We start from the raw sequence: 14,351 nt of genomic DNA, 5'->3' as shown, positions 1-14,351 counted from the left end.
AGGAGTCCTTCTCCGCGCAGCTTCGGCGACAGAGGTGGCCGCGACGACCTTCGGCCTTCTGCAGGAAGTGTGAACCCGTCGCACTGGCTCGTGGGAGGGGTCATGAGGGCCAGTGTCGGGCCCCGCGTGCGCACAGAGCGCGCCCAACAAGAAGAAGAGTCGTCGCCGGTGCCGCGCTGGGCAGACGCCTCGCGTGGTTGCTCCACAGTGCCCGAAATGTTCGGGTTGACCTCTGCTGGCGTCGACTATACTGGGGTTGTTCAAATCAGTTCGCTTTATGGACCCAATGTAACACAGGAGAGATAGCAATGAGCACCATCGGGACGCCTACCAACGGCAACGACAACATTACGGTTCAACCACCGGGGGCGGACTATGTCAACGGCTTGCTGGGTAGCGACGTACTCACGATCGACTGGTCGACGCTGACCGAGGATATCCGCTTCGTCGGTGGCTGGAACAACCGCGAGTTCACGGATGACTTTTTCAGCACAGTCGGCTTCGTCAACTTCGAAAGCGTCACATTCAAAGGCGGATCGGGGAGTGACGATCTGAGAACGACGGACGGCAACGACCAACTCTTTGGCAACGCCGGAGACGACGTCCTCCATAGCGGGCTCGGTGCGGACCTGGTCGACGGTGGCGCAGGCGTAGACCGCTGGGTCGTCGATTACGGAGCTTCCGCGCTCGCCTATACAGTGATCCTGCCGACCGGTGCGCTGACCAACGTGGTCAGCGGTAGTGGCGCGCAAATCACGGGCATTGAGGCGCTCTCGATCACCACCGGTGGCAACAGCGACACGGTCGACACATCCGCCTACAACCAGAACGACAGTATCGTCACCGGCTCCGGCGACGATGTGGTCAAGACTGGGGGTGGCAAGGACTACGTCGATGGGGCTGCGGGTACCGACAAGCTGGTGGTCAACTGGAGCAGCACGACCAAAGGCATCGTCGTGACCGAGGAGCTCTGGTGGCGCGTGCTGTTCCAGAGCAGTCGCCTGAATCCCGAGTGGTCCATGGAGGCGCGCTATTTCGAGACCTTCGACATTACGGGCGGTTCGGGCGGGGATGATCTGCGCGGCGGCAACTCCAATGACCGACTGATTGGCAATGCCGGCAACGACATTCTGTATGGCAGGCAAGGCATCGACATCATCGACGGCGGCAGCGGAGCCGACAAGTGGGTGGCAGACTTCACCAACGTCTTCACGGATGTGACAGTCAACATCAATGTTGCTGCCGATGTGGCGGCGACTGTGGACTTCGCGGGTGTGGCCAGTGGCGCCTCGATCAGGAACGTCGACAGCCTGGACATCGATACCGGCAACGGTGCCGACACCATCACGGCGCGGAACGGCGTGTTCAACGACGTGTTCGAAACCCGCGGCGGTAATGACACGGTGGTTACCTATCGTGGCAAGGACTATGCCGACGCTGGTGACGGCACCGATACCCTCTTGATGAACTGGTCGACAGGCGGCGCGGTCGCGGTCGAAGTCCACGACTCGTGGCGAATCATCTACGCCTCGGCGACCGCCGATCGTCTCGAAGCGCGCTACTTCGAACGTTTTCTCCTCACCGGCAGCGGCTTTGCCGACGATCTTCGGGGCGGCGCACTCAATGATTTCCTGAATGGTGGTGACGGCAACGATCGCCTGAGTTCGGGCTCGGGCAGCGACACGGTCATCGGCGGTGCCGGTAACGACATCTGGGTCGCTGATCAGAGTGGCAACTCCAGTGCGCTCCTGATTTCTGCGGCAAGCAGCCAGAGTGCTTCGCAGGGCGCGGCGGCCGGCATCAGCATCAGCAGCATAGAGGCCATGGAACTCAGTTCCGGGAGCGGAGCGGACAACCTGTCGACGGCGGGATACGCGCTCAACGACCGCATCCTCGGCAATGGCGGTAACGACACGATCAATCCCGGGCGCGGATTCGACTATGTATCCGGTGATGGAGATGGGGGCGTTACCGCGGGTAGCGACAAGTTGGTGCTCGATTGGAGCGACGCGACCACCCCGATCATCGTCACCGCCGAGGATTGGTGGCGCCGCGCCATGGAAGACGAGAACGGCAGTGGTCCCGCCACGCGCAGCGTGGAAGCCCGCAACTTCGAGCAGTGGGACTTGACGGGTGGTTCCGGCAACGACGATCTGCGTGGGGGCGACAGCAACGACCGTCTCATCGGCAATGCCGGTGACGACCGGTTGTCGGGGCGAGGCGGCACCGACGTCATCGATGGCGGACTGGGCAATGACCTTTGGCAGGCGAACCTGTCCGCCCTCAGCGCGGCCGTGATCGTTAACGCGACCTCCAGCCAGACCACTGCCCAGGGGACGGGCGCCGGGCTTTCGATCAGCAAGATCGAGGCGCTCGACATCTATGGAGGTAGCGGCAATGACCAGTTCTCGACCGCTGGCTACGCGTTGAACGATGCCATCCGCGGCGGCACCGGCAATGACGTCATCAATCCGGGACGCGGCTTCGACTACGCCTCCGGAGACGGCGACGGTGGGGTCACCGCAGGCGACGACCTGCTGGTTCTCGACTGGAGCGACGCCGCTGCCTCGATCAAGGTCACCGAAGAGGACTGGTGGCGGCGCGCGATGCAGGACGACACCGGGACGAGCCCGGTCACCCGGACACTCGAGGCACGCAACTTCGAACGGTGGGACATCACGGGTGGATCGGGCAACGATGACCTGCGCGGCAGCAGTGGCAACGACCGCCTGATCGGTAATGGAGGTGATGACGTTCTCGACGGTCGTGGTGGGCTCGACACCATCGACGGTGGCGCCGGCAACGATCTGTGGCGGGCGAATCTCGGTGGCAACCTGAGCGCACTGGTCTGCAGCGCGGGGAGCAGCCAGACCACTGCCCAGACTGTGGGCGGCTTCTCGATCTCCAAGGTGGAGATCCTGGACATTTTCGGTGGCGCCAACAACGACGTTTTCTCGACGGCCGGTTATGCGTTCAACGATTCCATCCGGGGTGGAACGGGCGATGATCTGATCAATCCGGGGCGCGGTTTCGACTACGTCTCAGGCGATGGTGACGGCGCGGTCACCGCGGGTAATGACAAACTCCGGCTCGACTGGAGCAACGCCACTGGCGACATCATCGTCACCAGCGAAGATTGGTGGCGCCGCAGTTTCCAGGCGGGGCCCGACGATCCCGATGGCAGCAGCCCGACGCACAGCATCGAGGCGCGCAACTTCGAGCTCTGGGAACTGACCGGCGGTTCCGGCGACGATGATCTGCGCGGTGCCAACGGCAATGACCGGCTCACCGGCAATGCTGGAAACGACGTGCTCGACGGCCGTGGCGGGACGGACACGGTCAGCGGCGGCAGCGGTATCGATCTGTTCCGTGGAAACTACAGCGGGGTCGTGGCGAACATCTCGCTGACGATGAACTCAGGCGGCAACGGCACTGTGGTCGGTGTCGGCACCACGCTAGCCGAAGTCGAGCGACTTGATCTGACCACGGGGGCAGGAGCCGATACCATCAGCACCGCCAGCCTTGCGCAGGACGACAGCATCTTCACGAGTGGCGGCAATGACACGGTCGATGTCGGTGGTGGCAAGCACGACGTGGCCGACGGAGGAGACGGCTTTGACACCTTGGTCGCCAACATGGCAGCGGCGACCTCAGGGGTGCAGTTCGCCGGGGAAGGCCCGTATGCCAATCGTTTCACCGATGCGCGCCGGGAGTACACCCTCGATTATCGGAACTTCGAGGTGTACAAACTGACTGGGTCGAACTTCAGCGACAAGCTGTCTGGATGGTCCAACGCGGATCTGCTCGCTGGCGGCGGGGGAACCGACATGCTTACCGGCTGGCAGGGAGACGACCAGCTTTTTGGTGGGCTCGGTCCCGATCAGTTTCGCTTTGCGCAATGGTGGACCGATGGACGCGATACCATCAACGATGCCGAAGCCGGAGACTTCATGCGCATTTCGGGCGTCACCCTGGGCGGTGCCGTCAGCACCGGAACGGGTGCGTCGCTGGCGCTCGGACAGGTCCAGGTCGAAACCAACGTGGTGGGCGGACACTCCATAACGACCGTTCACGTCGGCTGCGACGGCACGCTTGGCGCCGATCTGCACATCGACCTCAAGGACGTCACCCTGGCACCGGCGGCGTTCAGCCTCAGTGGGTCGGACATCAGGATCATCAGCGGCTCGACGACCACACCGGCTGTCGGGAACGACCTCATGATCGGTACGGCTGGGAACGACAGCCTGAGCGGAGGTGCCGGCAATGATGATCTGCGGGGCGTGGGTGGCGACGACGTACTGATCGGAGGAGCCGACCTTGACATCCTTACCGGCGGGCTGGGGCTCGACAACCTGACCGGCGGAACCGGTGCCGATACCTTCGTCTACCTCAACCTGAGCGACAGCCCGCGCGGTGTCGGTCGAGACATCATCGCCGATTTCTCGCACGTCGAGGGCGACAGGATCGACGTCAGCGCGATCGATGCCAACCCGGTACTCGCCGGAGACCAGGCGTTCACGTTGGTGGCAAGCTTCACTGGTGCGGCGGGGCAACTGGTTTTCGACCCGGCAGCCCATGTCGCGCAATTCGATCAGAACGGGGATGGTTTCGCTGACCTGGAGATCGTGCTCACGGGTGTGGCATCGGTAACCGTCAGCGATTTCGTCCTCTGACCGCATCGCCCGATGGTTGAAGCGGGCGCCCACGAGGCGCTCGCTTCAGCTCATCGCGTACTCATCGGCATCGAACACCTCGTCGGATCGGCCAACGCCGACCGTCTCACCTGCGACGGCAACGCCAACAGCCTCAGCGGCGGCCTCGGCAACGACACCGTCGACGGCGGTGCCGGCGCCGATACCCTCGCTGGCGGTCTCGGTAATGACAGCCTGACGGGCGGCAGCGGCGCCGACATCTTCCGCTTCGACACCCTGCCCGATGCCGCGACCAACCGCGACGCGATCAGCGACTTCAACGTCGTCGATGACACGCTCCAGCTCGAGAACGCCGTCTTCAGCTCGCTGTTGAGCACCGGCGCCCTTGCCGCCGCGTCGTTCCGTTCGGGAGGCGGCTTCAGCAGCGCCGCCGACGCCGACCACTTTCAGGTTGGCCGCGACACCGACGACTACCTGATCTACGACAGCTCCGGCGCCCTGTACTACGACGCCAGTGGCCACACGGGCGCGGGCCCGGTGCAAATCGGCAGTCTCGGCGCAGGCCCTGCTCTCACGAGTCTCGATTTTTTCGTTACCTGAGGCATGGCATGCCCCGACAGATCGCAGAGCGGTCTGCCGCCAGCCGCGAGCACCGCGAGCCTCAACGCCGTCGGGGCGGCGATACTGGCCCGGTTCTCGAGAGCGGGTGGCGCGGGGCACCGAAGCATTGTCGCGCACGAGGGGCCGCTACGCCCGGGCATGGCCTGAGCGCGGCGCCTTCGCGCTGACCGCCATGCAGACAGGTGCGATTCTCCCACCGATCTCCGCGCCCGCCAGCCACATGCTTCAGGACTGCTTGACTCGTTTCGAGATTGACGCACCTTGATCGAAACTCCTATAATCGCAAGCTTTTTTCCCATTTTTTGGCATCGTATCCTAGATGAAGATCCTCGTTTTCGCGGATTCACGCGGACAGCACCTTCCGGCGGGTAGCACGCACCCCATCTTCAGCGAACGCTTGCGTTTGCTCCCGGGTTTGCAGGTGGACAACTACCTGTGCCCGTTCAAGTGGACCACGACGCTCGACTTCGTCGACTCGTTTTCGGCTGAGCAGCTCCGAGCGTACGACCATGTGGTGCTTTACACTGGCATTGTCGACTGGTCGCCACGCAAGCTCTCGAATGCACGAGACGACGTCTACGATGGCCACACCGAGGCCAATCTGGGCGCCATGCAGCTGAACACGAATGACTACTCGAAGAAGATCGTCAACCGCAAGAAGAGGATCTTCGACAGCGTCTTCGGGGAAAGCGCGATGCAGGCCTACCTGAGTTCTCCCTTCGACGTCGAGTACGAGGGTGAGCCCACAATCAACATGTACAGCCTGGCGATGGCAGAGACGGGGCTGATACCCCGGCTGCGCGTGCTGCCGAACCTGCTGTTCATCAATGCCAACCGTTTCATCGCCGGTTGGCGCGGCGACTATCGACGCGAACGACCGGCCAACATCGACATCACCCATGCCTACAGTGACTTGTTCACACGAAGCCTTGGCGAAAGGGTGGTCGATCTCCGCGTTTGGGACGAGAGGGACGTCAAGCGGTTTACCTGCGACAACCTGCACCTGACGCCTGCGGGTCACGATTACATCTTCGACGCGCTCTGCAGGATGCTGGAGATCCGGCAACCAGTGACTTCGCCGACCATGAGCAAACCCCGGCCAATTGAACACGACAGCGCCAAGGCAGCGTCCTTTATTGGTCTGCTCGCGGCGAATCGCGCTCTGGCGGAAGGTGACAGCGAGAGCGCCTACGCGAAGGCGAAGAAACTGTTCGATGAGAGCGGGCGTTCCAGTCACTTCCACACCGCGTTGCTGGCGGCGACACGGACAGGGAAGCGCAGCCACCTCGAAGATCTCTTTGCCGCGAGTGAGCGGATTGGCGCCAGCAGCGTATCGACGGAGTCGGCCGAATGCGCCTATCTCAAGCGCTTCTCGTTCCTGCTGTTGCACACGGCGAAACGACGCATCGCTGAACTGGCGGCGAGGCCGCTTCTGTCATCCGGGGAACTGCTGCAGCTGGAGAAGAAGCTTTGCGATCCGGTTGCACTGCAGAACTTCGTCAAGGTGCGGACGGACATCGTCGAAGCCCGGATGCGCGACGAGTTTCGTCACGTCAGCCGCTATCCGACGGTCTTCCCGTACAACTACCTGTCCGACTACAGAGCCAGTCCGCCGCAGCCAAGACTCCCGAACTCGCCGCGAGTCAAGTCGGTCACTCTTGTCTACCCGGTCAAGAACCGGAGCCAGCGCACCCGGATTTCGCTGCTGAGTCTCGCCGCCGCTCACCGCTTCTGGTTGGAGTCTGTCTCCAGGCCGTCCCTGTCTCTGGACGCCATCGTGGTGGAGGATGAGGGGCCGGATGCCTTCGACACCAGCGTCCTTTCGTCGTTGCCTTTTGATTCGCGCCACTTGTTGCTCGATACGGGTGTCACCTGGACACGTTCAGGGCTGATCAACCAGGGATTGAGCGTTGCCAAAGGCGACTTCATCGCTTTTGTCGATGCGGACGTCCTCTTTCCCCAAGACTTCCTCGTTCGGCTCGCTTCGACGCTTGCGGGCATCGAGGTGTCAGACCGGGTGTTGGCTTTCAACATGTTCGAGACGCACTCTCACCAGAAGGAAGGGAAGCTGCATTCGGCGGGGATGCCTTACAGCTACCTCTGGGGCCTGTTGCGGAAGCATGCCTTGGCAGTTGGCGGCTTCAGCGAGGCGTTCATCGGCTGGGGCAGCGAGGATCGTGACTTCGAGTACCGCGTTTGCAAGAAGCTCGGACTCAAGACCTCTTCTTCACTTTATCTTCCCGGGCAACCCTACGTGCTGCACCTGTCGCACGACGTGCGCACGGGCAGCGAACACCGCGGCGAGAACGTCGCGCAGCTCGCCCGTGTGAAATCTGTTGCGTCACCGGACGAACTCGTCGCCAAACCGAAGCTTCAGATTCGCCAGATCCGGCAGACCAGAGTGCTGGCCACCTACGACCTCCGCGCGCAGCCAAGCTTGGTCGAGAGGGGCAAGGAGCGCCACGGCAGGACGCTCGTGATCATGGGCAACGGTCCCTCGTTGAGCGAGATCATGAACAACCCGGAGTTGCTGCAACTCCTGCGTGGCTACGATACCTTCGGGCTGAACGCGGCGTATCGTGCCTATGATCGCTATGATTTCTACCCGACGTATTTCGGCAGCTTCGACTTCCGGGTTTGCGACAGCCAGGCAGAGGCTTTCTCTCTGCTCGTGCGTGGCAACAACCCCATTCGAAAGTTCTTCTTCGCCAAGCAGTCGGTATTCGATGAGGACACGAAAGCTCAACCACGCTTCCAGTCGATTCACTTCAAGGCGGCGCCGCAGGGTGTTTCGCGGCAATCCAGTCTCAGCCCGTCTTTTGATGAATTCGACGACTGTGGCTCGTCAGGAACGAACGCCGTGCAGGCAGGATACATCATGGGCTACCGTCACTTCATTCTTCTCGGGGTGGACTGCAACTACGTCGAGATCCTGGACGGAGTCAAGGACATTGACGGCATTCGCTACGAGGTGGTCGAGGACATCAAGTCGAATCCCAACTACTGGTTCGAGGGCTATCAAATCAAGGGCGACAAGTTCCACAAGCCCAACGAGAAGGACATCCAACTTGTCTCGTGGGCCAAGCTCGATACGCTGCTGAACAACGCTGACGGCCACATCTCGAACTGCAGTCTGGTATCGAAGCTGCCCATGTTCGACATTCTGCCCTTCCGCGCGCGCAGCGCTTCGGTGCAGAATGTCTTCATCGTGATCTCGTGCGCGGCATATCGTGAGCGTATCGCCGCGCTCCGCCCCCGCTATGCGGCAAAGCTGCGTCCAGGAGACCAAGTCATTTTTGTCATTGGTGGTGGCGAACGTACCTGCCTCGGTGAGGACTCCTTGTTGCAGGTGACTGCGGGCGATCTGTACGAGGATCTGCCGCAGAAGGTGCAGGCAGCGATCGAATTCTGCGTCAAGAACATCGGCTTCGAGCGCCTCATCAAGGTCGACGACGACATTCACGTCAACTTTGATAACCTCTATGCGGTCTTGCCCGATCTCGCAGACTACCCGTACGTCGGACGGCGAACGCCGACTCGTCCAGGCATTACGCCGAGTTCGAACTGGCACTTTGGCAAGGTGGCCCCGGGCAGCCTGCACGAGGGCCTGCCACACAAGGTCGAAGGGCCTCCCGAGTTCTGGGCTGGGGGGGGAATGTATGTTGTCCGGCGTGACGCGGCAGCACACCTGGCGACGACCCTCGCACATCAAGTGGCACACTATCATCTTTACGAGGACTTCATGGTCGGCGACCTGCTGGCACGGCATGGTGTACAGGCTCAACCATGGGATGAGTTGCCGGTTGCCAACGGCCAAGACTGGTGCATCACCAATCTGCGCGACATCATGAGCGAAGACCTGAGCTCCTTGCGTGACGAAGCCAGGATGAAGCGCGCGATCTCGGTCCATTGTGGCCCATATCCGCCCTACTACAGGATCGACGATGGACAGATGCGAGAATTGTCCCGATCATTCGATGCAAGATAGCGGGTGCAGGGTCACGGCCTCCTCGCTTGCCCGAAGGAAAGCCGTCGCCGCATACAGGAGATAGCATGCACATGCTCAAGATCGTTCTAATTCTTGGGCTTGCAAGCGTGCAAGCCTGGGCTTGGTGTAGGGAGGCGTCGCCGGTCCCTGTGGGCCAACGGGGTGAGTGGCGGTTGGTCTTCTCGGACGAGTTCGACACCGACCGGCTTGATTTGAGGAAGTGGCGGCCAAACTGGCTCGGGCCGGATGACCAGAGCTTCACGAAACCAGTCAACGTGGAGGAGGTCTCTTGTTACGACCCGAGCCAGGTTCGGCTCACCGAAGGTGAATTACGCTTGGTGGCTGAATCGCGGGCCTGCGGCAAGTGGAACTACGCATCCGGTCTCATCCAGAGCAACGGCCGCTTCAATTTCACCTATGGCTACGCTGAAGCCCGAATGTGGATGCCCAAAGGTGCCGGCGTTTGGCCTGCCTTCTGGTTGAACGGACAACGCAACCCCCAGGACGGCGAAATCGACGTGGTCGAGGCCTCGGGTGACGACGCTGGCCGGTTCCACTTCCACTATCAGTGTGGGGAAAAGCGGTGTGCACCCGGCGGCAATGTTCGAGTCGACGGCGCGACCAGCGGCTGGCACACCTATGCCGTTCGGTGGACACCCGATTCAATTGTCTGGTTTTACGATGGCAAGCCGGTGTACTCCAGACATGAGGCGCTGCCGGTATCCCCACACTATCTGATCATCAATCTTGGTTTGCGACAGGGAACGACCGACTATCCGCTCCCAGCGACGCTGCGCGTAGACTACATTCGCGTGTGGCAAGAGGACTGACGAGGCGGCGGCACACGTTTCTGGCGGCGCGAGCAATTTGGGTCGACATGGATCGCGCCGAAGATCCCGTCCGTCCAGCGCATCGAACTGAATCAGTCTGGGTCGTGCAGGCAACTGCCGATTCCGCCATCCAGTGCGACGCATGCACCATGTAGAAAGTCCATTCCACCGTTCACCATTGCCAGCGCCAAGCGTGCGACTTCTCCCGGATGTCCGATTCGCTGCTGCGGATGAAAGCTCTTGAGTTGATCGTATAGTCCGGGCTTCATGCTGAAGCCGGCCTTCAACATTTCAGTTTCCACTGCCGCCGGCTCGATTGCGTTGACGCGAATTCGGGGACCAAGGTCGACCGCGAGGGCGCGAGTCATGCCGGCGAGCGCTGCTTTGCTCGTCGCGTAGGCGACGAAGCCTTTCTTTGTGAGCCGCGAGTGGATGCTCCCGATATTGACGACGGAGCCTTTGGCTGCCGCTAGTTCCGGGAGTAGCGCTTGGGTCAGGAAGAATGGGGCCAGCAGATTCACGTCGAGCGTGATGCGCCAATCGTTGCGACTGAGGCGATCGGTCCCTCCCAGCACTTGGACGGCCGCGTTGTTGAGCAGGGCGTGCAAACCGTTCCCCTGAAGCGCCTGACGTATTGCGGCAACCATTTCATCAGCGTAGACCTCATCACCGACCAGGCGGGCCAAGTCTGCGCACAGGTAGTGGGTGCAAGCCAAGTCGTCCGGTCTGGGTGTGTTGTCGATGGCTATTGTTTGGAATCCGGCAGCGTCGAAGACCTCCACCAAAACGCGACCGATACCTCCGGCGGCACCCGTGATCAGAGCCGTCTTGGGATCGGTCGCGCTCATCTGACTTTGGCACGGGCACGCGCTAAAGAGCGCTGCTCTCGCAGGTGCCCAGATGGTGGAGAGCAAGGCTGCGCTTGCTCAATTGCCACCTCATCGTGGCGCCAAGCCGAGGAACTCCATCAGCTTGCGGATTGCGGTTTCGCTGCCGCGGGTCACTGCTTCGATCGTATTCGAAGCATTGTGCGAGCCGAATACCACTCTTGGGTGCTCTCTCAATGGTGAGTCCATTTCCAGCGGTTCGACTTCAAAGACGTCGAGAGCCGCCGAATAGACCTTGCCGGAAGCGAGCGATGCTGCCAAGGCTGTCTGGTCGATCACCTGTCCGCGGCTGACATTGACGATGCGCACGCCTTGTTTGGCTCGGGAAAGAGAATCTCCGTTGATGATCTTCCGACTGCTGGGCGTCAGCGAGCACGTCAAGACGATATAGTCGGCTTCCTCCAAGCGCAGGGGCCATTCAGCACGCTCCACGCTTGGCAGTTGCGGTACTTGGCCGACGAATGGATCGTAGGCAATGACTTTCAGACCGGACGCGAGAAGACGTGCGGCAGTGTTCTTGCCGATGTCGCCAAAGCCGACCAGGGCGGCGGTCTTGCCCGCGAGCGAGATCCCCGTCGGCTTCGGCCAGTCGCCCTGGTGGACGCCTCGATCGATTTGAAAGCTCTCGCGTGCCAAGGCAATCACGTAGCCCATCGCCGTGTCACCGACCTCCGCGCCAAAGAGCCCGGGCGTATTGGTGATCGGAATGCCGAGGTCTTTGCAGGCAGCAAAATCGATGTTGTCGACACCCACTCCCCACTTGACGGCTGCCTTGAGTCTGCCTGCCTTTCCCGCTTCAAGGACACGACGGGTACACGGGTCGTCGCCAATGATCCAGCCATCGTGCTGCGGCACCAACTCAATGAGTTCTTCCTCGGAGAGCGACTGCACGACGGCCGGCGCGGTTGCCTGCGCGGCATATTTCTCAAAGGTCGGGTAGAACCGATCCATGACGCCAAGCATCAGGGGGCAGGTGACGAGGACTTTCATTGAGTGATTCCTTTCATTTCGGAATGGTAACGGGCGGCGATGACAGCAAAATCCCAATCCTGCTGATCGTCTATGTCGATCGACTCGAAGCGCGAACCTTCGTACATCATGGGCTTCCTGCCAATGCGCGCGCTGGTCCGGGCGAAACTTTCGCCGGTGAAGAGATAAAGGTTGGAATTTTCCTCGAACCACGGCTCGAGATCCTGAGTGCGGATGAGGTTGTCGGGGTCGTGGTTGACGGGAGTGCAGTCCGCACGATAGAAGCGAGTTTGAATCCGGTCTACGGTGAATAGCGAGTCAGCCGTACCGGCGGCCCGAGCCTCTTCGAACGCCTTGATCGCGCCGCGAATGGTATCGGCACTCAGCAGCGGGTTGGTCGTGTGCGTCATCAGGTAGATATCGGCAGGGATATTCGCGACATCATCCGCCAGGACCAGGTTCATGCTGACGAAATCGCCGCAGATCTCCGGCCTGCGGTCCCGAATCGTGATACGGCTGCCATCGCTCAAGCCGTTGTTCGCGAGGATCTGGCGGGCATCGGTGTTGATGATGATCCGGTCGATCTCATCGACCGCGAGGAGCGTATCTAGTATCCAGCGAAAGAGCGGTTTGCCACAGAAATTCCTGAAATTCTTGCCTTGGACGCGCTCGCTGTTCGCCTTCATGGGCAACAGGGCAACGATGTGTGGTTTCGTGGTCATGGGGAATTCGTGATCCATCGTCAATGGGGGAAGAAATACTTTTCCTTCTCGACATGCGAGAGTTTTCGGTGTTGATGGTTGCCCTTCCATGAACCCAGGTACTGATTCCAGCGATAGCTGATGATGTCGATCAGATCACGCTTGCGGGTACCCTCACGCCGGGCTGCCTGCACGTCCTTGCAAACGCTGGTGACGATATATCGCAGGACGTCGAATGGATTGATATGCACTTGCGGCATGATCTTCTGCAGGGCTATGGCTTCTCGTTCGAAGCGGCGCCGAACCTGTGGCCAGCTTTCGCTGTGATGATGTACGACGCCTGCTTCGGCAACGTAGGCGATCTTGCCGCCCGCGCGAACCAGACGTTGGGCGAGTTCCATGTCCTCGAGACCGGTCAGCTCTTCGTCAAATCGGTGCTTCTCCCAGGCTGTACGCGACAGGGCCGAATTCGCGTTGTTGCAGAAGAAGCCATCCTGCGGGATCCGCGACTCCGCGGGGTAGTACTTGGCGAAGATTCGGCACTCGCTGAAATGACTATTTGCGTCGCCGACCTGCTGACCATAGGTGTAGTCGGCTGCGCCATCGAGAATGGGCTGGCAGAGCTGCTGCAGCCAGCGTGCGTCCGTGGGAACGCAATGGCCACTGATCAGGACGAGAATCTCGCCAGTGGCCACTTCACAGCCCATGTTGAGTGAACGACCAAAAGAAAACTGGTCACGCGAGATGTGGTGGATTCGGCAGCCGTGTCGCTCGGCGATTGCCACCGTGTCGTCGGTGGATCCGGAATCGACGAGAATCACTTCATGCGCGATGCAGTCCGTTTCCTGTCTGGCGATGGCTTGCAGCAAAGATTCGAGATGGGTGGCCTCGTTGAGCGTTCGAATGATGATGCTGACCTGAACGTTGCCCAGGTTGATGATGCTCGGATTGAGGAGCAGGCTGAAGCCCGGACGGGTGCGTTGATGGACGAGGCGGATTTCGTCGGGGTCCACGGCGTTGATGGCGAACATGTCCCAGTGGACGGCAATGACCTGTTTCGCGCTGATTTCCCGGGCCATCTGGAATGCTTCCCGGACGGACATGTTGCCTATGATGCCGCGCCGACCGCGAAAGAAATTGTGCTCGTTCACAGGGAGGAAAGCGGTGTCGATAGGGCCGCGGGCGATCAGTGCGTCGATGATCTCCTGGCGGGCTGAAGTGTCCCCGGCCACATAGATCCGTTGGCCGGCGTAATCGAGGAGATATCCGACACAGGTGAGGTTGCCTTGCGGGTCTCGCGTAATTTCTGGATGGGCAGCGGGGACCGCTAGAACGCGGAGATCCGGTGCCAAGTCGAGCCAGTTTTCGCTGGCGACGGCGATGCGTTCGGCGCCCACACCCCAACTGGTGAGGTTGGCAGCGACTCGAGAGGGTCCGACGAATCTGGCCTGTGGGGAGGCCTTGGCCAGCTTGGGCAGGGTGTGTGGGTCGCAATGGTCGATATGGTCGTGGGTGACCAATATCCAGTCTGCGTCGGTGACGTCCTCCGGTTGGCATGGAATGGGTACTTGGCGAGCCAGATCCGGTGCGTCCAGTTCCTGAACGGAATTCGAGAGATAGGGATCGACGTACACCGTGGCCTGAGAGAACGTCAAGCGGCAACCAGACTGCCCCAGCATGCCGACCGGGATGCGCATGCTCCT

Annotated in this window: 8 protein-coding genes; 4 read left to right on the top strand and 4 right to left on the bottom strand. The window is 61.0% G+C overall.

Annotated features, from left to right (window positions below; genetic code table 11):
- The first annotated feature begins 197 nt into the window (after nt 1–197).
- The 4 genes from HT579_14450 to HT579_14435 all read left to right on the top strand — a co-directional run bounded on the left by HT579_14450 (nt 198) and on the right by HT579_14435 (nt 10,091).
- The gene (locus HT579_14450) at nt 198–4,673 is read left to right on the top strand and encodes a hypothetical protein (protein QKS30013.1); all 4,476 of its coding nucleotides are present in this window, start codon (nt 198–200) and stop codon (nt 4,671–4,673) included.
- A gap of 12 nt (nt 4,674–4,685) precedes the next feature.
- Nucleotides 4,686–5,252 (top strand): hypothetical protein, encoded by a 567-nt coding sequence (locus tag HT579_14445; GenBank protein QKS30012.1) that lies wholly within the window; start codon nt 4,686–4,688, stop codon nt 5,250–5,252.
- A 340-nt stretch (nt 5,253–5,592) separates the two neighbouring features.
- Nucleotides 5,593–9,261, top strand: a complete 3,669-nt coding sequence (locus tag HT579_14440; protein ID QKS30011.1) for a glycosyltransferase — start codon at nt 5,593–5,595, stop codon at nt 9,259–9,261.
- A gap of 71 nt (nt 9,262–9,332) precedes the next feature.
- Nucleotides 9,333–10,091, top strand: coding sequence for a glycoside hydrolase family 16 protein (locus tag HT579_14435; GenBank protein ID QKS30010.1), 759 nt, complete (start codon nt 9,333–9,335; stop codon nt 10,089–10,091).
- Nucleotides 10,092–10,183: 92 nt separating this feature from the next.
- Here HT579_14435 and HT579_14430 read toward each other — a convergent pair whose 3' ends face one another.
- The 4 genes from HT579_14430 to HT579_14415 form a co-directional block, all read right to left on the bottom strand.
- The gene (locus HT579_14430) at nt 10,184–10,939 is read right to left on the bottom strand and encodes an SDR family oxidoreductase (protein ID QKS30009.1); all 756 of its coding nucleotides are present in this window, start codon (nt 10,937–10,939) and stop codon (nt 10,184–10,186) included.
- A 90-nt stretch (nt 10,940–11,029) separates the two neighbouring features.
- Nucleotides 11,030–11,968, bottom strand: a complete 939-nt coding sequence (locus HT579_14425; GenBank protein ID QKS30008.1) for a phosphoglycerate dehydrogenase — start codon at nt 11,966–11,968, stop codon at nt 11,030–11,032.
- Complete coding sequence (locus tag HT579_14420) at nt 11,965–12,633, bottom strand: acylneuraminate cytidylyltransferase family protein (GenBank protein ID QKS31651.1); 669 nt, start codon at nt 12,631–12,633, stop codon at nt 11,965–11,967. The genes HT579_14425 and HT579_14420 overlap by 4 nt, the downstream gene beginning before the upstream one ends.
- A gap of 56 nt (nt 12,634–12,689) precedes the next feature.
- On the bottom strand, nt 12,690–14,345 hold the full coding sequence (locus HT579_14415) for a glycosyltransferase (protein QKS30007.1): 1,656 nt from the start codon (nt 14,343–14,345) through the stop codon (nt 12,690–12,692).
- Nucleotides 14,346–14,351 lie beyond the last annotated feature (6 nt).

The organism is Candidatus Accumulibacter similis, from assembly GCA_013347225.1.
In the GTDB taxonomy this organism is placed as follows: Bacteria; Pseudomonadota; Gammaproteobacteria; order Burkholderiales; family Rhodocyclaceae; genus Accumulibacter; species Accumulibacter similis.
The sequence above is the reverse complement of the archived record's forward strand: the minus strand, read 5'-3'. Positions and strand labels throughout refer to the sequence as shown.